15 protein-coding genes and 2 pseudogenes are annotated in these 23,597 nt (G+C 44.2%); 13 read left to right on the plus strand and 4 right to left on the minus strand.

Going from position 1 to position 23,597, the window contains the following annotated elements:
- The first annotated feature begins 205 nt into the window (after positions 1 to 205).
- From ACUVJL_RS23605 to ACUVJL_RS23620, 4 genes and pseudogenes are all read left to right on the plus strand, one after another.
- Positions 206 to 1,813: a hypothetical protein gene (locus ACUVJL_RS23605; protein ID WP_445248064.1), complete on the plus strand. Its 1,608-nt coding sequence runs from the start codon at positions 206 to 208 to the stop codon at positions 1,811 to 1,813.
- A gap of 331 nt (positions 1,814 to 2,144) precedes the next feature.
- Positions 2,145 to 3,025 (plus strand): annotated as a pseudogene (locus ACUVJL_RS23610) (IS982 family transposase).
- A 204-nt stretch (positions 3,026 to 3,229) separates the two neighbouring features.
- Positions 3,230 to 4,443 (plus strand): annotated as a pseudogene (locus ACUVJL_RS23615) (RNA-guided endonuclease InsQ/TnpB family protein).
- 856 nt (positions 4,444 to 5,299) lie between these two features.
- Positions 5,300 to 5,479, plus strand: a complete 180-nt coding sequence (locus tag ACUVJL_RS23620) for a hypothetical protein (protein ID WP_445248065.1) — start codon at positions 5,300 to 5,302, stop codon at positions 5,477 to 5,479.
- A gap of 128 nt (positions 5,480 to 5,607) precedes the next feature.
- Here the strand turns inward: ACUVJL_RS23620 and ACUVJL_RS23625 are convergent, their stop codons facing one another.
- The gene (locus ACUVJL_RS23625; protein ID WP_445248066.1) at positions 5,608 to 6,135 is read right to left on the minus strand and encodes a P-loop NTPase family protein; all 528 of its coding nucleotides are present in this window, start codon (positions 6,133 to 6,135) and stop codon (positions 5,608 to 5,610) included.
- A 356-nt stretch (positions 6,136 to 6,491) separates the two neighbouring features.
- On the opposite strand from ACUVJL_RS23625, the gene ACUVJL_RS23630 reads away from it, so the two are divergent.
- Positions 6,492 to 7,046, plus strand: a complete 555-nt coding sequence (locus tag ACUVJL_RS23630; protein ID WP_445248067.1) for an adenylate kinase family protein — start codon at positions 6,492 to 6,494, stop codon at positions 7,044 to 7,046.
- 116 nt (positions 7,047 to 7,162) lie between these two features.
- Entirely contained in the window at positions 7,163 to 7,882 is a 720-nt protein-coding gene (rph, locus tag ACUVJL_RS23635; protein WP_445248068.1) for a ribonuclease PH, read from the plus strand.
- Positions 7,883 to 8,072: 190 nt separating this feature from the next.
- On the opposite strand, the gene ACUVJL_RS23640 is transcribed toward rph, so the two are convergent.
- Positions 8,073 to 10,367, minus strand: a complete 2,295-nt coding sequence (locus ACUVJL_RS23640) for a tetratricopeptide repeat protein (RefSeq protein WP_445248069.1) — start codon at positions 10,365 to 10,367, stop codon at positions 8,073 to 8,075.
- Positions 10,368 to 10,582: 215 nt separating this feature from the next.
- Between ACUVJL_RS23640 and ACUVJL_RS23645 the strand changes: the two genes are divergently transcribed.
- From ACUVJL_RS23645 to ACUVJL_RS23670, 6 genes are all read left to right on the plus strand, one after another.
- Positions 10,583 to 11,473, plus strand: coding sequence for a fatty acid desaturase family protein (locus ACUVJL_RS23645; protein ID WP_445248070.1), 891 nt, complete (start codon positions 10,583 to 10,585; stop codon positions 11,471 to 11,473).
- A complete protein-coding gene (locus ACUVJL_RS23650; protein WP_445248071.1) occupies positions 11,451 to 11,705 on the plus strand; it encodes a fatty acid desaturase in 255 nt (84 codons plus the stop codon). Before ACUVJL_RS23645 ends, ACUVJL_RS23650 begins: the two co-directional genes overlap by 23 nt.
- 189 nt (positions 11,706 to 11,894) lie before the next feature.
- Positions 11,895 to 12,062, plus strand: coding sequence for a hypothetical protein (locus tag ACUVJL_RS23655; protein WP_445248072.1), 168 nt, complete (start codon positions 11,895 to 11,897; stop codon positions 12,060 to 12,062).
- A gap of 38 nt (positions 12,063 to 12,100) precedes the next feature.
- Positions 12,101 to 12,325, plus strand: a complete 225-nt coding sequence (locus ACUVJL_RS23660) for a CopG family transcriptional regulator (protein ID WP_445248073.1) — start codon at positions 12,101 to 12,103, stop codon at positions 12,323 to 12,325.
- Complete coding sequence (locus tag ACUVJL_RS23665) at positions 12,312 to 12,503, plus strand: type II toxin-antitoxin system PemK/MazF family toxin (protein ID WP_445248074.1); 192 nt, start codon at positions 12,312 to 12,314, stop codon at positions 12,501 to 12,503. Before ACUVJL_RS23660 ends, ACUVJL_RS23665 begins: the two co-directional genes overlap by 14 nt.
- Positions 12,472 to 12,651: a type II toxin-antitoxin system PemK/MazF family toxin gene (locus tag ACUVJL_RS23670; RefSeq protein WP_445248075.1), complete on the plus strand. Its 180-nt coding sequence runs from the start codon at positions 12,472 to 12,474 to the stop codon at positions 12,649 to 12,651. Before ACUVJL_RS23665 ends, ACUVJL_RS23670 begins: the two co-directional genes overlap by 32 nt.
- Before the next feature lie 245 nt (positions 12,652 to 12,896).
- On the opposite strand, the gene ACUVJL_RS23675 is transcribed toward ACUVJL_RS23670, so the two are convergent.
- Together ACUVJL_RS23675 and ACUVJL_RS23680 are read right to left on the minus strand one after the other, a co-directional pair.
- Positions 12,897 to 15,077, minus strand: coding sequence for a sensor histidine kinase (locus tag ACUVJL_RS23675; protein ID WP_445248076.1), 2,181 nt, complete (start codon positions 15,075 to 15,077; stop codon positions 12,897 to 12,899).
- Positions 15,078 to 15,393: 316 nt separating this feature from the next.
- Positions 15,394 to 20,907 carry a trifunctional serine/threonine-protein kinase/ATP-binding protein/sensor histidine kinase gene (locus ACUVJL_RS23680; protein WP_445248077.1) on the minus strand — a complete coding sequence of 1,838 codons (5,514 nt, stop codon included), beginning with the start codon at positions 20,905 to 20,907 and terminating at the stop codon, positions 15,394 to 15,396.
- Between the two features lie 1,051 nt (positions 20,908 to 21,958).
- On the opposite strand from ACUVJL_RS23680, the gene bchB reads away from it, so the two are divergent.
- Positions 21,959 to 23,485, plus strand: a complete 1,527-nt coding sequence (gene bchB, locus ACUVJL_RS23685; RefSeq protein ID WP_445248078.1) for a ferredoxin:protochlorophyllide reductase (ATP-dependent) subunit B — start codon at positions 21,959 to 21,961, stop codon at positions 23,483 to 23,485.
- Positions 23,486 to 23,597 lie beyond the last annotated feature (112 nt).

Raw genomic sequence — 23,597 nt, forward strand, 5'->3', positions numbered from 1 at the left:
CGATAAATTCGGATTAGTAATTTAAATGAAAGTGGATTAACATCTCTAAGTAAAAACATACACAATATCTCTCCGCACAACTCAATAGTCTTATTGTATCATAATGTTTGTTTGTGTAATTAATTTTGCTTAACTACTTAAGCGCATCATTTTCAAGAGTTTCGACCTGACGATCCGGTTGTCTTTTGTGCTGAAAGCGCGAATTGTGGATGAACCAGCGAGACAGCTTGCCAGGATGAACAGGCTGTATAGGGCAGAAGTTGGATCTGCTGTTTCATTTCGCGCAATATCTGCACAACCTTATGTTTCCGATCTAGTATCCCAAATGTATGTCCAGGGGGCTTGCACCAACAATTGGGACGTTGTTTTCAATATGTCTTTGGAGCAGATCAACAAGTCTCTGCGGGAGCAATATGAGGAACTGAAAACCAGCACGACTTATAAGAATGTCATTGATACTCAGACAAAGTACGAAGTTGTTGAAGAGGTCTGGGCAATCAAAAAATACCATATCGAATATGGCTATCCAAATCTGAGCTTTTACACCAATAACAACGATCAAGCTCGATTGGAGATGGAGATATTGCCTGATAGTAGTATTCAAAGCTGCATACAGACGGGAACGGATCAACCTAAATGCGACCCGCCTAAAACAATTGGCGGCGAGAAGCTGACTGCCAAGGTTAAGATCGGCATGATTCAAGGAACGGTTCAAACCGATAGCGGAAGTCATAATGTGCTGAAAGTCCAACTCGATATGCAGATTGGCACATTTGATATCAGCAATATCGATCTCAGTGATGACGAGAAGGTTGGATTCAACCTGGCGCTGAAGGCGTATTTTGTTAACAATCCGGTGGTCTTTGTCATCAATCAGCTCGATCTCACTCAAGTGCCGCATCTGAACGATCTCAAGCCAAAGGGTTTCTATTTCAAGCCTTTGAAAACGCCTTCTGGCAAAGAAATGTTGCAGCTTTTTATTCAGACAGGCGATCGCAACTTGCTTGATTACAGCCAGACCTTTCTCAACAACACCCCCGACCCAATCCCGCTGGGAGAAGAGTGCAGCCTAATGGTGCGGTCAGGATTGTTTTTCAGCTCTGTGCTTTCTGAGAGTCTCAACAAAAACGCCTGGAAGATGGAGGGGGTTAACCCCGGAAATGACAAAGAGGCATGGACTGCTAAATTCACACAGGCTAATGTCTCTGGAACCGTAGATCTCACACCATTGAATAGCTCAAGCAGTGGTGGTCAGGATGGTAGCACGTGGACAGATACTACTACCTACTACATTCCAGGTGGAAACACTGTTACATGGTCTCTCGCAGACATGACAATGGAGGCAACAAATCTTGGCAACATGAAACTGAGTGGAAGTCAGAAAAACTCGTTGAATTTTATTCAGAAACATTGCCACACAACTTATTCTATCTTTGGTTCATCAACAACATGCTCTGAATCAAAGATGTCCACGGATGTATCGGTCGGTGTTCTTGCCAACCTACCTCTCGATGTTGGCGGCTCTGGCAGGGAGCAGACTGTCAATATTAACATTAACAATCAGGCTGTGACAATTACTGGGCATATGTCGGGCGGCGGTCCAAGCAGTTCTGACGATTTGCAAGCGCAAGTGAACCAGCAGATTCAGTCGCAAGTACCCGAGCAGATTAAGAATCAGCTTAATGTATCGTTTCAGCCAATTTCAGTGTTTGCTCTGAAAAACCTATTGTTCCCATCAAATAATTACATCAATTTCAGTGCTGCCTACGTTCCTGGTGACTTACTGATTGTTGGTAAATTTACCAAAGTGTGATCGCCTAACTTAAATCAAGTGCGATCGCTTTTGTGTTGGAAGGGCGATCGCTTTGATGATAGGAAATTGAGGGGCGATGGTATTGAGCCGAGATACGGATACCGTTGGCGAAATATTAGGGACTTCCAAAGAATAAAACCCACATACGCGGTTTTTTCTCGTCCGATAAATACGGTCAACATGAACTGATTCGGTATAATACCCTGTGAAGTTATAATGATCTTCTATTTGGGTTAATAAACGTGAGTTCGGGATAAGGAAAAACCAAAAAAGGGGCAAAACAGGTAGCCTAGAGGTACCAACCAACCAACCAAGTAACCTGGATTGCCTTATGCTTAGTGTAGAAGAACTATTTTGCTCTGTCGATGACTTCTGCCAAGTTTTTGAACATCAATGGCAAAGTCAACTGATAGCTCATGATTTGCAAGTGTCCAAACGCAAGCGCAGCTTATGCTTGAGTAAAATTATGACTATTCTGATAGGGTTTCACCAATCGTATTACCGGAATTTCAAAAGTTATTACCTTGAACGAGTCCAAACCCAATGGCAGAGCCATTTTCCCAAGTTGGTTAGTTATAATCGCTTCATTGAATGGGTCCCGGATACACTCGTCCCCCTATGCGCGTATCTGGGTTCTTGCTTTGGTGCTTGCACAGGAATTAGTTTCATGGATTCCACTTGTCTGAAAGTCTGTCATAACCGCAGGATCAGCCAGCACAAAGTGTTTAAAGATATCGCTGCTCGCGGGAAAACCGAGCGTCGATTGGTTCTTTGGTTTAAAGTTACATCTAGTCATCAACGATAAAGGCGAGTTACTTAACTTTCAAGTTACGCCTGGTAATGTAGACGATCGAAAACCTGTGCCTGACTTGTTGCAACATCTGTTTGGCAAAGTGTTTGCCCACAAGGGTTACATCTCCAAAAAAATGTTTGAGGAATTGATGGCAAGCGTCGGTGTGCAAGTGATTACTAAACTCAAACGCAATATGAAACAACGTTTGATGTCTTTGAGTGATCGTCTGCTGTTACGAAAACGTGCTGTTGTTGAGACTGTTATTGACCAGTTAAAGAATATTTCTCAGATTGAGCATTCCCGACATCGTTCCCCCGTTAACTGCTTTGTCAATATTCTCGCTCGGGTTGATTGCTTATTGCCATCAACCTACAAAGCCAGGAATCGCCATGGATAACAACTTGCTCTGTTCTGCTTAACCCGAACTCACGTTTGGTTAAATGGTTATTTAATTTTACCATACAGGAACAAAGCTTTGACTTTCCCAAGTTACACAAATTTGGTATTTTTGAACCAACACTCAATGGAACTGCTGCTCGATCGCTCTCTTGATTAATTTATGAATGATTTACGATCGCTATATATGCTATAATAATATTATCAGTATTCTATATTCTTGATAAATGTATAAAGCATATAAATACAGGATTTACCCCACAAGTGAGCAAGAAGCCTTGCTTGCAAAGTCGTTCTGCTGTGTGAGATGGTTCTGGAATTATGCCTTAAACCTATGTCAAGAAACCTACAAAAATACTGGTAAGGGATTGTCAAGAGGATATATACAGGGTTTGCTTCCTGCACTCAAAAAAGAATATGAATGGTTGAAAGATCCATATTCTCAATGTCTGCAAGTAGTAGCACTAAATCTATCAACCGCCTACAAAAACTTTTTTGATAAGAGGGCAATGTTGCCTAAATTCAAATCCAAGCATGGTAGGCAGTCAATTAGCTATCCTCAGAACGTCAAGTTTGATGGTGACTACATCAATCTACCGGTATATTGGATTAGTGCATTGTCGGATGCATAAAAGCTTTGATGGTGCTATCAAAACTGTTACTGTATCTCGTAATCCTGATGGTAAATACTTTGTATCTGTCCTCGTTGACGATGGCAAAGCTAATCCTGAATCAGTAGCAGTTAGTAAAGCTGTTGGTATTGATGTTGGATTGACTCACTTTGCGATTACCGGCGATGGCTTAAAGTTCGATAATCCTCGCTATTTTGTAAAGTGGCAACGCAACCTAAAGCACAAACAGCAAAAACTTTCTCGCAAAAAGAAAGGTAGCCAAAACCGTAAAAAGGCAAGATTGGCAGTAGCAAAAGTTCACTCCAAAATTGCCCAATGTCGCGAAGATTTTCTGCACAAGCTATCCCGCAAGATAGTAAACGAAAACCAAGTTATTGCAGTAGAAAATCTCAGCATCAAGGGCATGGTAAGAAACCATAATTTAGCCAAAGCGATTAGCGATGTAGGCTGGGGTATGTTCTGTACAATGCTTAAATACAAGGCCCAGAGCGAAGGAAAGACTTATGTCGAGATCGATCGATTTTTCCCTAGCTCAAAGACTTGCCATGTCTGCTTAAATCGAGTCGATAATCTGACACTTGATGTAAGGGCATGGACTTGTAAGCATTGTGGTACTCACCACGATCGTGATGTAAATGCAGCTATCAATATTAGAAATGAAGCCTTGCGGATTCTGGCGTTAGGAACTAGCGCGAATGCCTGTGGAGGGGATGTAAGTCGCCAAGCGTAAAACTTCGGTTTTGTTGGACGCTATCCCCATTGAATCAGGAAGCCAGCGCTGTAGGGCCGTATCGGTCAGCGTCTGGTAGTTCACTTCCTTTCTCTTCTCAAAAAGCTGTGACGCCTTGGAATTGCATATTTCAATCAAGGGGTCAGTCGATTTGAGATTTGAGATTTGAGATTTGAGACGCTCGGACTCGACGGCGTGAGCGCTCCCCGTCGAGTAGCACGAGGTTTCGCCGTCGAGTCGCCCTCGCCGTCGAAGGATTTTAGATTTACTCGACAGATGAATCTGGAACCTGGAACAAGAGTCTAAAATTTTTGCCTCTCCACGACTCCTGTTGTTGGCAAGTATCGGTTTTTGGGCGGGGTCAAAAGCGTCAAATTCTCTCCCCCTCTCCATTTCTTCCCCTCTCCCCCGGACTTATAGCAATCCTTGCAGGAGTCGTAAATTTTTTACCCCACCCCAACCCTCCCCGAACCCGCTCGCTCGGGAGTAAGAAATTCACAAATGATCCGAGGATTGCTATAATTTTTTACCCCACCCCAACCCTCCCCGATGCCTTGGGGAGGGAGTAAGAAATTCACAAATGATGCGAGGATTGCTATATACCAGTTTAAAAAAAGAATGCAACTGTAGGCGCGCTCGAAACCCATACAGAATAAGTCATTCCCCATTCTTCAATTATTTAATCTCAAATCTAAAATTGTATTACCTACAGACGCTTTAGATGGGTAGGAGCTTATTAGAGGTTGGCGATCGTCAGCGATATGTTATATATAAATAATGTACAAAAAACTAGGAAAATAAGATATAATCGCAAACCATTTTTTTGTGATATGTTTTAGAGAAGGGCAAGTGTACAAAGTCGCAGGCCAGTCCTGGTCCGTGGAAAAGCATCGGGACTGGCTTTTGCTCCAATTTACCAAGGAGATATATCTATTATGTTGCAAGAAAAACGTCTCAAGCCGTGGACTGTAGTTCGCTCGCTCCCAAATGTGGAAAAGGTGATTGTGGGTGAGTTTCGCAGTTGGTCTGATGCAGACGGTCACTTGAAAATTCTCAAGCGGATGGTTCCGGCGGATCGATTGACTGTTGTGTTCGATCCGGTAGTTCAAGCGTAATATCGCTGGTAAATTGATCGGCCTGCGATCGCTCTGTGAGCTAAGCGATCGCCTCTTTTTTTACATAAAATTTTTTTACATAAAAAATGCGACCGCTAAAATGGCGATCGCAATTTGAATGATTGTCTTTAACTGCGGCGAATTTCAGTAATTTGGTCGGCAACATCCAAAATTCTTTGGGGCATGGATGGCCCGGTAAAAATCATATCCAAATGATGCGGCTTGTTGTCAATCAATGCCACCACTTCGGCTTCGGGAATCAAGCCCAAATTAACCGCTAAACTCAATTCATCGAGAATAACTAGGGCATAACGGCCTTCGCGCACCGCATTTTGAACATACTGCCACAATTGTTCGATCGATTGCGTCTCAAGCTCATCTAAATCGGCTTTGTCAATGCAGCGGGGCAAATCGCAGCGCACCCAATCTAAATTTTGCCCCAACCGCAGCGGATGCTGATGCCCTTGATTTATTCCCCCTTTGAGGAACTGCACCGCCAGCACCGGAGATCCCTGTCCTGCAATTCTGAGGGCCTGAGCCATGACACTGGTAAAAAAGCAGCGGTGCGGGCCTGTAAAAACTTGCACCAGCCCTTGAACTGTGTAGGGCAAGCTGTGGGTTAAATTGAGTTTAGGGGTTTGTAACTGTGCAACCATAGGGCAATATTTAATCAGCAACTAAGTCTTGAGTGCAGCTCCGACCTTGGCGCGGCTGAAGCCTGCTTGACAATATATAGTGTACTGGGCCGGGTGCACATCCGATCGAACGCTAGATATACAAGTTGTCAAAAGCTCGCGGCAGTGGCATTCCCAGTCGTTTGTTCGATGTTTGAACTCAAGCAAGCACTTAGGCAGAAACCGGTTTTTTTTACCAAAATACGGCGGGGATCGCCCCAGTTAGATAGTTAGAGGGTGAAAAAGCCAGGCGATGAGAGTCTTGGGAAGTCGAGGGCTGTGAAGAAAAGGTACACATCGCGTAGAATTTGAATGTCGCGGCACTAGGAGCAGGGACTGTGAGATTGGTGATTCTGGGAGGGCCAGGAGCGGGAAAGGGAACTCAGGCTGAACTACTGTGCAGCAATTTGAGCCTTCCTTTGCTGGCTGTGGGGGACATTCTACGGGAGGCGATTGCAGAAGACACAGATTTAGGCAAGCTGGCGGTGTCTTATGTCGAAAGAGGGGAATTAGTTCCCGACGCAACTATGATTGAATTCTTTCGCCGCCGGCTGCTGCTGTGGGATGTCATTAATGGCTGGGTGTTGGAGGGATATCCGCGAACGGCTTTTCAAGCTGAGGAATTGGATTTTTTGCTGGACGATTTGGCTCAGCAGCTAGATTGGGCGATTTTGTTGAAAGTGCCGATCGAGGTTTTGCTGAGGCGATCGATCGAGCGCGATCGATCGGATGACCACCCTGAAATTTTACAGCGTCGGCTCGATTTGTTCCACGAACGCACTATTCCTCTTTTAGAGTATTACGACTACCGCAACAAACTGTTAACTGTCAATGGCGACCAATCCCCAGAACAAGTCCAGCAGGATATTCTAAAAATTGTCAGTAGTCAGTAGTCAGTAGTCAGTAGTCAGTAGTCAGAATTACCAATCCCCGATACTTCGGCTATGCGAGCGTACAAGTGCCCCAATGCCCCATGCCCCATGCCCCATGCCCAATTACCAATTAGCTTATGTCTTTCCAGCGTCCCGACGGCCGACAACCAAATCAACTTCGTCCGATTAGTTTCGATCGAGAGTTTACGAAATTTGCTAGCGGTTCCGTACTCGCGAAAAGTGGCGATACTCAGGTACTTTGCAGCGTGACAATTAAGCCGGGAGTGCCTAGATTTCTGGAGAATACCGGACAAGGTTGGCTGACAGCGGAATACCGAATGTTGCCGGGATCTACGCCGCAGCGACAAGAACGGGAATTTATGAAGTTATCGGGACGCACTCAGGAGATTCAGCGGTTGATTGGGCGCAGTTTGCGATCGTGCTTGGATATGCAACTATTGGGAGAACGCACCATACTTGTGGATGCGGATGTTTTGCAAGCGGACGCTGGGACTCGCACGACTTCAATTACTGGCGGGTTTGTGGCTGTGGCTGACGCTTTGAACAAGTTGGTACAAAAAGGTGATTTGGTGCGATCGCCCATTATTCGTCAAGTGGCGGCCGTGTCTGTGGGGCTTTTGGAAGGGGAGCCGTTTTTAGATTTGAATTATCTTGAAGATGTGGCGGCTGAAATTGATTGTAATGTGGTAATGAATGGAGATTTGAATATCATCGAAATTCAGGGAACTGCGGAAGAGGGAAGTTTTAGTCGGAGTCAGTTAAATCAAATTTTGGATGTAGCAGAAACTGGGATTCAGGAATTGTTGGAGGCTCAGCGGCAAGCTTTAGTGGAGTAGGGACACGGCATTGCCCATTAGTGTCAACTTAAGACTAAAATCCTGGATAAATGTCCTTTTTACCTGAGTCTCGATCCCCCTAAATCCCCCTTAAGAAGGGGGACTTTGAGAAGATTCCTGTCCCCCCCTTCTTAAGGGGGGTTAGGGGGGATCGGGCTTAACTGAACCGTATTGATTTATATATCCAAAACTAAACTTCGTCGCTCTTACCTATTGCTTTTCGCACTTTCTCAACTTGGTTAGGTGCTTCCATTTCATTGAAGAGTCGAATCGCCTTTTGAAACGCAGTCTGACTCTTCTCGGCATCACCCATCTTTTGGTAAGTTAAAGCACGTTGATAATGAGCCTCAGCTAAATCGAATTTTGCGCCAATTTTCTCTAGCAATTCGATCGATTCTGAATGATGGGAAAGCGCTGTTGCAAATTCTCCCTGTTTTCGATAAAGCTCTGCCATACCACTTAAAGCTTTAGCTTTTACTTGAGTGTAATGACTTTCTTGAGCATAAGCTATCGCTGCGTGATACATATTAAAAGACTTTTCATGCTCTTCTAAATTATTGTATGTTTGACCTAAAAATAATAATCTATACCCTAAAGCCCATGAACTCCATTTATCCTTTATGATTGCATTTTGACTCTTCTCTGCTAAGTAAAATGCCTCTTTTCTAAAACCCAAAAATGATTTTAAAAATGCTAAGCAATACCATGATTGTTCTGCGTATTTTTTGTAGTCTGTACTTTCTGAAAGGCATATAAGTTTTTCAAATATTTCTACTGCTGGTTGTATGTCCAATAAATCTATGTAACAAAGACCTCTGTTAAAATAAGAAACTGTTTCTAGGGCTATATCTTGAATTATAACTGCAATTTGTTCAGATTTTCGATGAGACTCTATACTAGAGTGAATATTTCCCGTTAACCAATAAAGATCGCCTAATATATTATAAATTCTGCCTTTATAATTATTATCTATCTGGCTATTTATTATTTGGTTAATTGCGGAAATCATTTGTTGCAATCGACCTAATCTATAGAATGACATACCCAAACATTCATTTTTTTGCCATTTATTACTTCTCGTTTTCGTAATGACATAACCAGCCAAATTGAAATCCTTAATTTCCACATATTGATAATATGCCTCAAAAACTGTCAGTGCATCTTCTACAGTTTCAACCGTCTTAAGACTATTTGTCCAAAACTCTGCTGCTTTGCGATTCGCCTCTTCCCAATCTTCACTTGCTCTCAAACGTGCGATCGCCTCTTCCCGAATCATCGGATGTAACCAATATCCTCCATTAAACTCTACCAAAGAGCGATTTCGCAAAGATTCAATCACCCGTCTGCGCTGTCCTTCAGGCACATCCCACAACAAACACAATAATCCCTCAGTCGGGACAGTCAGCACATCCTGATAGCGATAACATCCCAAACGGCAGAGGAGTTGATAAGCTTCTGAGCTAAGTTCTTGCAGGCGCTCAAACTGACTGGTTACTAAGTTTTTTAAGTCAGTCTTAACCAACGGATCGCCACTATTCTCGCGCCAATAACCTACCATATCTCCATCAAAATCTGCTTGAATTGCACCGCAGAGGATATCCATTGCTTTCGCATTTCCTCCATAGGCTTTGTTCATCGCGTTCAGTGTGGGAATATCTATATTAATATGGCGACTCATAAAAAATTGCTGCCACGCTTGCTCATCCAATCCGGGCAAGGAATAGTGAGCAACATTTACATCAGGTTCGCACAGGCGATCGCGGCTAGTTACCAGTGTCACAGACAGCACAGTTGCATCAGCCAAAACTCGCAACAATTCAACATAGCGGCGATGGGGTTCAATAAATCTGCCTTGTCCATCTAGTGCGGGTTCTAAGTTATCAATTAACACGCCTATTTTGCGAGTTTGAAGTTGCCGTTTTAGTCGCCGCAACATTTCCCAAAACTCTCGCCCTGGTTCTTCGTCAAAGTCTTGTTTCAGCCATCCTTCAATTACACTCTCTACAAGTTGGATGTTCTCTTTTTCCTTGGCCATCGGGAGGTGTATCACTAACTCAAAACCCTGAGAGTTGAAGTATTCCTCGGCCAACTTCGTTTTACCCACACCGCCCGCAGCTTGGATGACGATGATTTTTGCGCCTTGGTTGATATGGGTGTTGAGGCGGGCGATCGCCCCTTCCCGTCCCACAAAATTCAGGTTTTGCACTGAGGGATGTGCGATCGCAGTGGACAACACAGGTAAATCTGTTTCTTTAATTTCGGTGGGTTCAGCAACCTTTTCCCAGTTAACACCTACAGCCTCACAAATTGCAATAAAGGCATACCGATCAATGGCAGACTTTCTTCCCCAAAACCTCTTCAGTGTGGCTGTTGAGGTCGCGGCAACTGTGGCCCATGTTAAAGAATTTTTCTGCCAGCCTTTCTTGCGTCTAGCTTCGTCAACGATTTTTAGTCCCTGTTCTGATGCCTTCAGAGAATCAACCATTTTTCACCATTACCCCTACGGTGTTCTCATCGGATTTTAGCTCACTTTGGTTCAGTAACAGAATCCGTGAGCCATTTAGTGAGCTATTTAGTGAGCTATTTAGTGAGCCTAAGAGAGCCGCCAAGCCAATTTGTATGTGAGAGATTAGGAATGTGAGAAGGAAATTCAAGTAAAAACTTCCCCACACTCAATTCAATACAAAAGGAGTAACTGCAATGCCTGAAGAATATAAAGGATACGATCGCGAACGCACAGAACACATAGAACAGCGAAATAAAGAAGTAGGCAATATAGAGTGGACTACTTCTATACAAAGCGCTTGTCTTGAAGTAGTAGAAGATTACCCCGATGGTAAGCGAGGAAGATTTGAAAGATACCCCTTTAATCCAGAAATTAGGAAAGAGCTTCGGTCTTGCTTTGAATTGGATAACTGGCATGGACTACTCGAACTTCTAGAGGACTGGAGCATCATCGCAGCAGTAACGCTTATATCTGAGTTAGCGTTGAACCATTGGCACTTATTTGCAGGAGTGGTGGTTTACGTTAGTGCAATCTTAATCATCGGTGCGAGGATGCGCGCCCTAGCCGATTTACTCCACCAGTCGGCGCACCAAACTTTGGCAAAAAATAAAGTTCTCAATTTTGTCTTAGGAACATTCCCCTCTGGATATCTTGTACTGCAAAGTTTTACAGGCTACTACTTTTCCCACATCAAAAGACACCACAATTATTTGGGATATCCTGATCTCGACCCAGATTATATTGGTTTGCAAGAAAATGGTTTGTACGGCCAGGGTCTGTTTGCTGCCAATGTTCGCTGCTATTTAATTAGGATTTTCCACCCAGTAACTACACTTAGTTACCTCAGATACCTACTTCAGCACCGGATATTGAATCGCCAAGAGACTTACCAAGAAAGGTTAATTCGCATCTTCTATTTAATTTCTTTACTTTATGTTTTGCTTGGGCTTGGCTGGGGTAAGTTGGTACTCTTTTACTGGATCATTCCCTTTGTAACTACCGCCAATTGGATAGGCGCTTTCATTGAACTTACCGAACACTATCCGCTTATGGAGATCGGAAATGAAAACAACCCACAAGATTGATATATATATGACTCGCAACCGAATGTGCAGTCGGCTAACCAATTTTTTCTGGGGAACGCACTGGGAAGGGTATCACTTAGTTCACCACTTGTTCCCAGGAATTCCTTCTTGGCGTTACAAAGAAGCCCACCAAATTTTGATGAAGGACACCGTTTATGCTAGTCTCAATCAAGAAAAAGGCTGGTCTTCTTTAATTAAGCAAATTATGCCACCATATAACAGCTCAACATAGTCGGTTGCCACAAATATCAAGAGTATTATAACTGCGAATTTTAGAGCGTTGTTATAATTTTGAATCAGGTAATCATGATTGTAAAATCCTCATCTCACTTCAAAATAACACGAATATTTTGTCGCTCTTGAGGTTTGAGTAAACGATACAATAGAGAGTTTGTCAAAGAGTTAAGGCGAAGCAGTGCCTTTGGATCTACGTTACCAGCCAACCAACCCCACAGACGATCGCGATCGCCCTTTCATCTATCCGCCTCCATCGTGGCACGGGCGTCCCGCCTGTGCAATAGATCGGTTCAAAAAGAGCGATCGCCCTGTAAATAGTAGAATTTACTCTAGTTTACTGCTTGTGCTATAATTGAATAAAAATCTTTGTAATCACCAATTGCTAAGATAATGCAAGCTGAAAAAATATCAATTTCCCTATCACAATCGCTACTAGAGTTTATTGAAAGCTACAAAATTGCTAAAGGATGCAACTCGCCCTCCCAAGTAATAGAAGTCGCTTTGGAATTGCTGCGGAATCAAGAACTAGAATCTGCTTACCGACAAGCATCCAGTGAAACAGACCCCGCTTGGGAGCTAACAGTTGCCGATGGATTGACAGATGAAACGTGGTGAAATTTACTACGCTAATCTAAGTCCTACGGTTGGTTCTGAGATAGATAAACGCCGTCCCGTATTGGTGGTGAGCAATGACGCTAATAACCGTGCGGCCAATACAGTTACAATTCTACCCATTACCTCTAATGTAACCCGCGTCTACCATGCACGAGGTGTTGCTAAATCCAGAGGATAGCGGTTTGCCCAAACCTTCTAAAGTACAAGCACAGCAAGTACGGACAATTTCTAAACAGCGAATTAGCAGCGATGCAGTGGGAAGTTTGAGTGAGGAAATCATGCAGTTGGTAAATGCTGCTCTCAAACTGCATTTAGATGTCGATTAACTGTGATATATAGGCGTTTGTTTTCGTGGCACGGGCGTCCCGCCTGTGCGTTTGTTATTAAGAGTTTATATATCAGGAAGCTCCGCGCTGCGACAGCAATCAAGTTTTTAACTCTTCTTCAAGGTTTGAACGAAGTATGGGGGTTAGAAAACTCGGTTTCTGCGTCCAGGACTATATGTGACTGGCATTTAGTCAAATGGTTTAATAACGGCTGATACTTGGCGTTAGATAGCTTCGCTGGCTTGTTAGCGCATGGGAATTTGAATCACAAACTCGGTTCCCTCACCAGGAGTAGAGAAGCACTCAAGTTTACCGTTATGTTTTTCCGTGATAATTTGATAGCTGATAGACATTCCCATCCCTGTGCCTTTTCCAATCGGTTTGGTGGTGAAGAAGGGATTGAATATCTGTTGCTGAATGTCTTGGGGCATACCAGGCCCGTTATCCGCGATCGCAATTTGCACCCAGCGGCCATCAACCACCGAAGTCATAATTTTAATTTGATTGGGATTTGCCTGGATATCCTGAAACGTTCGACCAGGATTGCCATCTTCTAAAGCATCGATCGCATTGGTGAGAATATTCATAAACACCTGATTGAGTTGTCCGGCGTAGCATTCCACCAGCGGTAGAGAACCGTAGTCTTGGATCACCTCAATAGACGGTCGTTCCGGTCTATCTTTAAGGCGGTGTTGCAAAATCAGTAGAGTGCTGTTAATACCCTCATGAATATCGACTGCCTTAAACTCTGCTTCGTCGATCCGCGAAAAGTTTCGTAGCGATAGGACAATTTGGCGGATGCGATCAGTACCCATTTTCATCGAAGACAGCATTTTTGGCAGGTCTTCTTGCAAGAACTCCAGGTCGATTTCTTCGGCTGCGATTTGAATTTCGTCAGCAGGGTTAGGATAGTGCTGTTGATAAAGCTGCACGAACCCTAACAAATCTTGGGCGTATTCCTGTGTATGGACGAGGTTGCCGTGAATGAAGTTGACCGGGTTGTTAATTTCGTGGGCGACTCCCGCAACCAGTTGCCCCAAACTAGACATTTTTTCGCTCTGAATTATCTGTGATTGGGTGCGTTGCAACTCACTTAGGGCGTTTTTGAGTTCACCAGTGCGGTATTCCACCCGGTCTTCTAATTCTGCATTACTTTTTTCTAAGGCGGTAAACGATTCGCGCAGTTGTCTTGCCATGTGGTTAAAGGAGTTGGCAAGGGCGTTGAGTTCTTGAATACCGCTGTCTTCTACAGCTTGGTCGAAGTTGCCAGATGTTATTGCCTCACTCGCCCGATTCAGTCGCAGAATCGGACGCGCAATCCAGCCGGAGGTGATAACGCCCATCCCACAAGCTACCCCCAATGCTGCTAAGCAGAGCAAGATTGTGGTGCGAGTGTTGTCATCAATCTGTGCCATGAACTCGCTTTCTGGCACACTCACCACCACTAACCAATCCAATCCATATTGGTCGCGCCAGGGAGTGACTTGCACATAGTAGAGTTCTCCCTGAAAATCAACTCGGAGATGGGTGTTTCCAGAAATGGATTGAAACCCTTTGAAGCGTTGCTGGATTTGTTTGGCAATTTCCTGCACTATGGGATTGCCACTGTCGATCGCCTTCAAACGCCGAATCTCGTCTTTGACGGTGGTAAAGGGTTGTTCTTTCGCAGAATTAGCAATCAACATTCCATTTCGTTCCATGATGAAAACCTGCCCTGAGCTACTGACATCTATATTCCGTAAGAAATCGCTCAGTTTCAACAGATGGATATCGGCTCCAACCATTCCTAGGAAGCGATTATTTGTGTCATAGATGGGGCGACCCGCCGAGGCAACAAGATAAGGATGACCGGGATTATTCCAGGTATAGATCCGCGACCAAATAGGTTTACCTGCTCTCACGGGTTCGGTGTACCAGGCTTCAGTAAAGATATCCCAATTAGTGACACTAACGATACCAGTACGATTACCGCGGTCATCGGTGGCGTAGGTTTGAAGATTGTTTAGAGGTTTGGGGCTCAAATCATCGATCGTGACCGTTTTGCCGTCGTAGCGTGCGGCTCCGGCCCCATAACCAGTCGTCAGTCCGATGCCGATGTAAGTCAGGTCATAAGCCTGCATTTGGTGCCAAAAATACTTAGCGAGGGTTTGGCGATCGCGCACATCCAGCAATCCCATCCGAATCGCATCGGCATTAATCTGATTCACTTGATGCGGAATAGATAAATAAGCCTCCAGATGTTGATTCACCGAAATGCTGGTTCGATCCATCAACCGATCCGCCAGGTCGTTTACCGCTTTCTGTCCATTTTTGAACGACAAATATCCCACCAGACCGACCGCTCCAAAGATTTGCAAAACAAATGGCACGATCAGTATGAGCTGCAATCGGAGCGCCTTAGTTTTGCCGAAGTGACCTATGTTCATGCTCTAAAATTACTTTTCTTTTAGTGGGAGATACTATACATTTCCATCATGTTGATACACACAATATTTAACTTTGTTTAAGTCAAAAAATGTCATTTTTTATGCTTTTCCGGAGCATTGCCACCCGTGATGAAAACTGCTCAGTGCGGCTGAAAAAGGGCGATCGCCCTTTTGTCGAAACCCGAGCGACTTTGCTGCAGAGTTTTCGCCGAGCTTGAATTGCGAATTCAAAGTTTAGTAAACGCCATGCGTGGCCGGATTGTTAATGGTTGCTACCTCTAATTGATTTGGGAATTTTGGTTGATAGTGGCGCCGATTACAAAACTTGCCGTGGGGCGATCGGAATTTCAATAATAAACTCGCTCCCCTCTCCGGGTGCAGAAAGGCACGTCAATTTTCCGCCGTGAGAACTGACAACAATCGAGTGAGAAATAGACAATCCCAAACCAGTTCCCGAACCCACCGGCTTAGTTGTAAAAAACGGATCGAAAATCTTGTGCAGCACCTCAATTCTCATCCCCGGCCCGTTGTCGGCAATTCTAATTATGGCAGACTTCCTGTCTGTCACCTCTGTAGAAATTGTAATAGTAGGCTGTTCCTGAGAGTTTTCCGGGCAATCTCTTGCTACGAGGAGAGCATCGATCGCATTTGTCAAAATATTCATAAATACCTGATTCAACTGAGACGCATAACAAGTAATTAGTGGTAGCGTGCTGTAATTTTTTATCACCTCAATTCCCAAACGCCCGCCCTCTTTTCTCAGGCGCGGTTGCAGCAACATCACCGTACTGTCGATGCCTTGATGGATATCTACCGACTTCATTTGTGCTTCATCGAGGCGCGAGAAATTCCGCAAGCTCAGCACAATATCCCGGATTCTTTCCGCTCCTACTTTCATAGAATCCAGCAGCTTTTGCAAATCTTCGCTCAAAAATTCCAGCTCTATTGTTTCTATTTCCTCCAGGATTTCATCAGCAGGTTCGGGATAGTGCTCCTGGTAAAGCTCAATCAATTTTAGCAAGTCTTTAACGTATTCGCTAGCCGGATTGAGATTGCCGTAGATGAAACTTACAGGATTATTAATTTCGTGAGCTACACCAGCCACCATTTGGCCCAAACTAGACATCTTTTCCGTTTGGATTAATTGAGCTTGAGTTAGTTTCAGCTCGCGCAAAGTTTGTTCTAAACGCTCGTTCTTTTCATTTAACTCCTGCGTCCGCTCTTGCACTTTCTGTTCCACCGAATTGTAAAGCAGAGCATTTTCCAAAGAAATAGCAACTTGGGAAGAAAGCAACCTTAAAACTTCCAATCTGTGGGGAGTAAATGCCCCGACAGTTAAATTGTTTTCTAAATAAAGAATGCCGATTAGTTTGCCTTGATTGATGATTGGAGTACACAAAATAGATTGGAGTTGATGTTGGGCGACGTAAGGATCGGCTGTAAATAGTCCCTCAGCCGCCGCATTGCTCAACACCAAATCCGAGCGAGTCCTTTCCACATAATTAATCACCGTCACAGGTAAATCCTGAGAGCCTTCAACAGGCGTAAATTGCAGCACGGCTACATCTTCAGAAAATACTGACGCTTTAGCTAAAATCAACAGTTGACCATCTCTGACTAAGATCAGAAAACCTAATTGAGCACCCGCATTTTCCAAGGATATTCTCATCAAAGAAGCCAGCAACTTATCGAGGACAATTTCGCTAGAAATCGCCAGAGATGCTTTCATTACCGTTGCTAAATCCAGCACTCTCGCATCGCTGCCCGTAGAAGTATGAATAGTTGTTGTAGTTTGATTGTTGTTAAAACTTCCGTGGATCGGCGTCATTTCCCGCAACTGCGGATACTTCTGTTCTAAATCTTCTACTTTGCGGACTGCACCCCAGCGCAAGTAGCACGAGTGAGCTTCGCGCAAGTGGATTTTGGCATATTGATACTTGCCCTTACTCAACCAAAACTTAGCTGCTAGTTCATTTGCCAGCGCTTCATTTTGGACAAACTCATTGTCTTGGGCTAAATTTATAGAGAAATCGTACAGTTCTACAGCTTCTGAATCTTTCTTGGAAATTCTGGCTATTTCTGCTTGTACTAAAAGGTACTTGTGCAGAAAATTTTCGGCACAGTTGTCTGCCCAAATTTTCATCTGTCTTTGGTTTGCTTCTAACTTTTCCCAGTAGAGCTTTTGCTGCTCTTCTGAAACATTTGGGAAAACGGCGGCTAAAACTAGAGAAAAGAAAAAATTCCATTCGGTAGCGGGTATCGCTCCGGTAATAAAAGATAGCTGTTTTTCTACTTCCAAAGCTAGTTGTAGCGCTTCGTTGAAGTTGCCGTACCAGTACATTACCTGGCATTTGCGAATCTGATAAAGGCAGAGCGAGTACAAATTTTGATGAGCTTTACAGTTGTCGATGAATTCCGCTTCGCTGATATCTTCGCTTTCAAATACAAACTTTTCAAGAGTGAGTTTGCTCAAGTTGCGCAGGATTAACTCTACCCCTAATAATGTATCGGTTACGAGCTGATTTTTGGTTTTTTGGCTGAACTGCAAATACCTGCTCGTGTCGGCCATAATTTGCGAGATTTCTTTACCTTGAAAAAATGAGTTAGCTATGCGGTTGGACAGGATATAACCCGCATACTCTAAATCTCCTGATTCTAAAGCTGCTTGATATCCTTCATTGCTGATTGCGTGGGAATCTTTGATGGGGTTGAACCAGTAATAAAAAATACTGACAAGAGATGAACAAGCTCTGCACTTCAAGCCGATATTGCCCGATTTTTCGCTGAGATTCAGCGAGAGCAAGCCGAATTGATACGCAGCTTTGTAATCTCCAGAAACTGCGTTTAAAAACATACCGTAGCCAGCATAGCAAAGAGATGCTTCGGGTACTAAACCGTATTTGAGAGAAAGATTGACTCCTTTTAAAACGCTGACTTTCCACAAGTCTGGATTTTTGAGGTACGCGGATGTGAGCAAGTTTGTAATTAATTTGACTGCCACTTTTTTGTCTGGTACAGTCATTTCGGGGGCGTCAATCAGGGAAGCTATTTCTCTACCGGCTAAAAAATTTGTGGCTGCTGCAAATTCTTCGGATATGACTTTTTGTAGCCCGTCTAGTGGCAAGTCAATTCCGAGCAAGTTCAAAGCTTTGATTCCGGCTTTAACGGCTTCTTCGTACTTCGCCCGCAGGGTGTACTGCACGATCAGCAGGTTATAAATTTCTACCTTTTCTAAGGGCGATCGCGCTTTTTCCAAAGTTATATTAATAAATTCTTCTGAGTTATCGAAATAACCGTTTAAATACTCAACATTTGCCCGTTCCATGTGCAAGGCAAAGGCTAAGTCGTAGTGGGAATCCCAAATATCGGCGGTCAAACCGTCCATGCCTGCGGTCAAATACTGCAATGCTGAAACATAAGCGGTGGCGTCTTTTGCTCGGCGAGTCGCATCTAAATTCAGCGTGGCTAGTTCAATTAATTCTCGATCGTCTTTAATTAGCGATCGAGCTACATTCAAGTGATCGACTAATTCAAAGATTCTGTCAGCGCGATATTCAGCCGGAGTGTTTTCTAGGATTTGCCTGCCTATTTTCAGGTGAACTGCCTTTTTTTGCGAGTCGTCGATCAGAGCGTAAGCTGCTTGCTGTACCCGATCGTGCAAAAATTTATAATTCAGAATTAATAGCGGAAACAGCACATAATCTAATGACTTGCTTTCCAATTCCGAACTGGGTAGGATCAGTCCAGACTTGATCGCAGGCAACAGGTGAGAAAAAGTTTCCGACGCTTCTTTCTCATTAATTAAAGAAAGAGTATTCAAGTCAAATTCGTTGCCCAAACAAGCCACCAAGCGCAAAACTTGCTGCGTTGAACTTGGCAGCTTTCTCAATTTTTGTACCATCAAATCTACTACATTGTCAGTGATAGCGCACTGCTCAATTTGAGCCATGTCCCAATGCCAGCCGCCCTTGCTCCCGGACTGTGGCGGGTGAAAAACTAGCAAGTTTTCCTGATACAATGTTTGTAGGAATTGATTGACAAAAAAAGGATTGCCGTCTGTTTTGCTGACCACCAGTTCAGCTAAAGGTTTGACAGATTCTCGATCGCTGTGCAAAGTCTCGGCAATCAAATGAGTTATGTTTTCCACCCCCAGCGGCGACAAAGCAATCTCATTAATGATAGCTTCCTGATTTCGCAGCGTCTCGACAGTCATCATTAAAGGATGAGTGGGACTAACTTCATTATCCCGATAAGCGCCAATTAAAAACAGATATTGCGTAGCTTCATCTGTCATCATCAATTCGATCAATTTGAGAGTAGCAGAATCAGCCCACTGCAAATCGTCGAGAAAAATTACCAGCGGATGTTCGGGCTGGCAAAATACGCGAATGAAATTTTGAAAGACTAAATTAAAGCGGTTTAGACATTCCGTCGGCCCCAATTCAGCTACAGGAGACTGAGCTCCGACAATTAGTTCAACTTCGGGAATAACATCAATAATAATTTGCCCGTTTTGACCGAAGGAACTGCGGAGTTTTTCGCGCCAAACTGCTAGTTGAGCCTCGCTTTCAGTTAACAGTTGCCGCACCAATTCCGAAAAAGCGCTGACAACGGCAGAGTAAGGAATAGTCCGCTTGTACTGGTCAAATTTTCCCCAAATAAAATAGCCGCGCCTGCGGGTAATAGGTTTGTCTAAAATCTTCACCATTGCAGATTTGCCAATGCCGGAATAACCAGCAATCAGCATCATCTCGCTGCGAGATTTATGCTGTCCTCTGGCGAACACTGACCGGGAACTTTCTTTTCTCGATTTGCTCTCTTTCTTGAGCACATAAAGTTGGGTCTGTTCGCTGCGGTAGGGTCGATTATTTGTTGCTGCTACCCGTTCAAATGCCGCTAAAAGAGTTTCAACTTCTCGCTGTCTGCCGTAAAGTTTTTGAGGGATTTGAAATTTGTCGGAAATATCTTGGCTGGCGAGAGGAAACTCGGAAATAACCCCAGATGTTTGCAACTGAAACAGGCAGGATTCCAAATCTGCTTTTAGTCCCCAAGCACTTTGATAGCGCTCCTCAGCGGTTTTTGCTAACAATTTCATCACAATATCTGAAACAGCTTGAGGAATTTCTGGGGAAATTTCAGCGAGAGGTACTGGCTGTTTGGCGATGTGACAGTGAACTAACTCCATAGGATCTGTAGTGGGAAAAGGGAGCTGTCCTGCCAGGATTTCATAGAAGGTGACGCCGAGGGAATAAAAGTCGGTGCGGTAATCGATTACTCGGTTCATTCTGCCGGTTTGTTCCGGCGACATATAGGCTAAAGTGCCTTCTAAAAAATTAGGATTTTTATTCGGAACCTTTTCCACGTTTGATGCAGTTGAGATGCTAAAATCTATGAGTTTAACTTGTCCTGTAGCTGGATTAAAAACTATATTAGAGGGGTTTATATCTTTATGAATTACATTTTTGCCGTGAATTTCTCCCAAAGTTTCAGCAACTTTGATTGCAGTCGTCAGAAATCCTAAAGTGGTAAATTTTTGGGAAGCCCTAAAAATTTTTAAAGATTCGCCCCCAAAATCTTCTAATATCATTGCCAGACTATTTCTCACCTGCTGCAACTTGTAGACTTTAACAACTCCGTCCAGCAGGCTTAAGTTGGCAGTAATCTCATATTCGCGCTTGTATCTATTCAGTTCTTCAGGAGTCGGATAGTCTTCTTTGATAAGTTTGATAATAACAGGTTGGTTGTCCTGTTCGTTGTGGCCGCGGTAAACCAGGGAAGTGCTGCTTTCATAAATGAGAGCGAGAACTGCAACGCCGGGAATTGCCATCATAGTTGGGTTCTCTCAAATTAGGTGTGCTGGGTCAATTTTATAGGACTTACGCGCGGCGGGCTAGAAACCCGGTTTCTTCGTTGCTAGTCGTTGACGAACCCAGGATTTTATCGTATAAACCGGGTTTTTTTTCGTAAATCCTATGTTATTCTTCATTATCACTCAAGAGCTATCTTTTGGGATGTGTGGGAAGGCACGTCTTGACAGCAAAGAGCTGTTGCTGACAAAAGCGCGCTGGGGCTTTCGTCACCTTAGCAGGTAGGTTAACAAGAGCGCAAATACAGGATGTGTGCCACACTTTACTCTGACACTCGATCGCCATCCGGACAAATAAATTATTTCAGTTTCCAAGGAATTGCTTGGTTTTAGCCGATCGCCACCACATTACGTGAAAATACGTAAGTGCTGCAAGATTTATTTTTTCCCGTGACAAGGCGCGTATTGCTGATTCTAAAAAAACTGAGCGGTGGAAGTTTTAACTGCAATTCGCCGCCGAGGCGCTGAGGGAAGTAATACCATTTTAGATTTGAGATTTTAAATTAAAGAATTGAAGAATGGGGAATGACTGATGACTATCAGGGTTGGGCTCGCGGGCAGAGAGTTGCATTCTTTTTTTAAACTGGTGTAATGGCGTTTTGCCGATCGTGCAGTGTTGCTTCTGGACCCGTAATTTCTCTCAATTATATCTGTTGGGGCGATCGATTAACAAGTCTAACTGACTGTTAGAGTCCACTAAATTTGACAAAAAATGTAGAATTATTGCACCTTGTCTGGTTCGCCGCAGCGAACCCTAGGGCGAGAGAATTTACCTAGCTGTGAAGAAAATTTTAGGAAAGATTAAGAATTATTGCCATAAAAGCCAGGTCAATTTGTTGGAATTACGAGCCAAATCCCAAGCAGCAAAGGCGTTAGAGCATTTCCGAAATCTGTAAATCCTCAGAAAGTTACTATTTCTAAAGGATTCATCCGGTGAGAAAATCAGAAACAACCTTAAAATTTAGCAGTAATCGCCCGATCGGGCAATTCTCAACCAGCACCAGGAAAAATACCTATGAAATTGGCTTATTGGATGTACGCAGGCCCAGCCCACATCGGCACTTTGCGCGTAGCCACTTCCTTCAAAAACGTCCATGCGATCATGCACGCACCGATTGGAGACGACTATTTTAACGTCATGCGTTCCATGCTGGAGAGGGAACGGGATTTCACCCCGGTAACTACCAGCGTCGTTGACAGACACGTACTGGCGCGGGGTTCGCAGGAACGGGTGGTGGACAACATCACCCGCAAAGACAGAGAAGAACACCCAGATTTAATCGTGCTCACCCCGACTTGCACCTCCAGCATTCTGCAAGAAGACTTGGAAAACTTCGTGGAACGAGCTCAATTGGATGCTAAAGGCGATGTATTGCTGGCGGATGTGAACCATTACCGCGTCAACGAACTGCAAGCAGCCGATCGCACTTTGGATCAAATCGTCCAATTTTACATTAACAAAGCCCGCAAAAAAGGCGATTTAGTAGAAGCCAAAAGCGAAAAACCATCTGTCAACATTATCGGTATGTCTACCCTGGGTTTCCACAACCAGCACGACTGCACCGAGTTGAAGCGTTTGATGGCAGATTTGGGCATTGAAGTCAACGAAGTTATTCCCGAAGGTGCTTCGGTTCATAACTTAAAAAGACTGCCCCGCGCTTGGTTTAACTTGGTTCCTTATCGGGAATTGGGGATGATGGCCGGGGAGTATTTGCAAAAAGAATTCGGCACGCCGATGGTGGATATTACGCCGATGGGTGTGGTGGAAACTGCGCGCTGTATCCGCAAAATTCAGCAAGTGTTGAATGCTCAAGGTGCGGATGTTGATTACGAAAATTTTATTGACCAACAAACTCGATTTGTGTCGCAGGCTGCTTGGTTTTCGCGATCGATCGACTGCCAAAACTTAACGGGCAAAAAAGCCGTCGTATTTGGCGATAATACCCACGCTGCGGCGATGACGAAGATTTTGGCTCGCGAGATGGGAATCCACGTTGTGTGGGCTGGAACCTACTGCAAACACGACGCTGATTGGTTCCGGGAAGAGGTAAAAGGGTATTGTGATGAAGTGCTGGTGACGGAGGATCACGGGGCGATTGGGGATGCGATCGCCAAAGCGGAACCTTCGGCAATTTTCGGCACGCAAATGGAACGCCACGTAGGTAAGCGGTTGGATATTCCCTGCGGCGTAATTGCTGCACCGATTCACGTCCAAAATTTCCCGATCGGCTACAAGCCATTTTTGGGTTATGAAGGCACGAATCAGTGCGTAGATTTGGTCTACAATTCCTTTACTTTGGGAATGGAAGACCACTTGCTGGAAATCTTCGGCGGCCACGATACTAAGGAAGTGATTACCAAGGGTATTTCGGCTGATTCTGATATGGGTTGGACGAAGGATGGACAGGCTGAGTTGAATAAAATCCCTGGTTTTGTGCGGGGTAAGGTGAAGCGGAATACTGAGAAGTTCGCGCGCGATCGGGGGATTGATAAGATTACTGTTGAGGTGCTTTACGCAGCGAAGGAATCTGTCGGGGCGTAGGTTATTGGTGGGGTGGGCATTTGCCCACCTTACTTAGGAATGAGAATTAAATAACTTCCACAAGTTTGTGGGATGGGCGTCCCGCCCGTCCAAAAAGGACGGGCGGGACGCC

The sequence above is a fragment of the Microcoleus sp. OTE_8_concoct_300 genome, assembly GCF_031383065.1.
In the GTDB taxonomy this organism is placed as follows: domain Bacteria; phylum Cyanobacteriota; class Cyanobacteriia; order Cyanobacteriales; family Microcoleaceae; genus Microcoleus.

Bases quoted from the DNA above. Each gene is read 5' to 3' on its own strand.
- ACUVJL_RS23620 (WP_445248065.1), top strand. From the start codon at position 5,300: ATGTTGCAAGAAAAACGTCTCAAGCCGTGGACTGTAGTTCGCTCGCTC.
- ACUVJL_RS23625 (WP_445248066.1), bottom strand. From the start codon at position 6,135: ATGGTTGCACAGTTACAAACCCCTAAACTCAATTTAACCCACAGCTTG.
- rph (WP_445248068.1), top strand. From the start codon at position 7,163: ATGTCTTTCCAGCGTCCCGACGGCCGACAACCAAATCAACTTCGTCCG.
- ACUVJL_RS23640 (WP_445248069.1), bottom strand. From the start codon at position 10,367: ATGGTTGATTCTCTGAAGGCATCAGAACAGGGACTAAAAATCGTTGAC.
- ACUVJL_RS23645 (WP_445248070.1), top strand. From the start codon at position 10,583: ATGCCTGAAGAATATAAAGGATACGATCGCGAACGCACAGAACACATA.
- ACUVJL_RS23650 (WP_445248071.1), top strand. From the start codon at position 11,451: ATGAAAACAACCCACAAGATTGATATATATATGACTCGCAACCGAATG.
- ACUVJL_RS23660 (WP_445248073.1), top strand. From the start codon at position 12,101: ATGCAAGCTGAAAAAATATCAATTTCCCTATCACAATCGCTACTAGAG.
- ACUVJL_RS23665 (WP_445248074.1), top strand. From the start codon at position 12,312: ATGAAACGTGGTGAAATTTACTACGCTAATCTAAGTCCTACGGTTGGT.
- ACUVJL_RS23670 (WP_445248075.1), top strand. From the start codon at position 12,472: ATGCACGAGGTGTTGCTAAATCCAGAGGATAGCGGTTTGCCCAAACCT.
- ACUVJL_RS23675 (WP_445248076.1), bottom strand. From the start codon at position 15,077: ATGAACATAGGTCACTTCGGCAAAACTAAGGCGCTCCGATTGCAGCTC.
- ACUVJL_RS23680 (WP_445248077.1), bottom strand. From the start codon at position 20,907: ATGATGGCAATTCCCGGCGTTGCAGTTCTCGCTCTCATTTATGAAAGC.
- bchB (WP_445248078.1), top strand. From the start codon at position 21,959: ATGAAATTGGCTTATTGGATGTACGCAGGCCCAGCCCACATCGGCACT.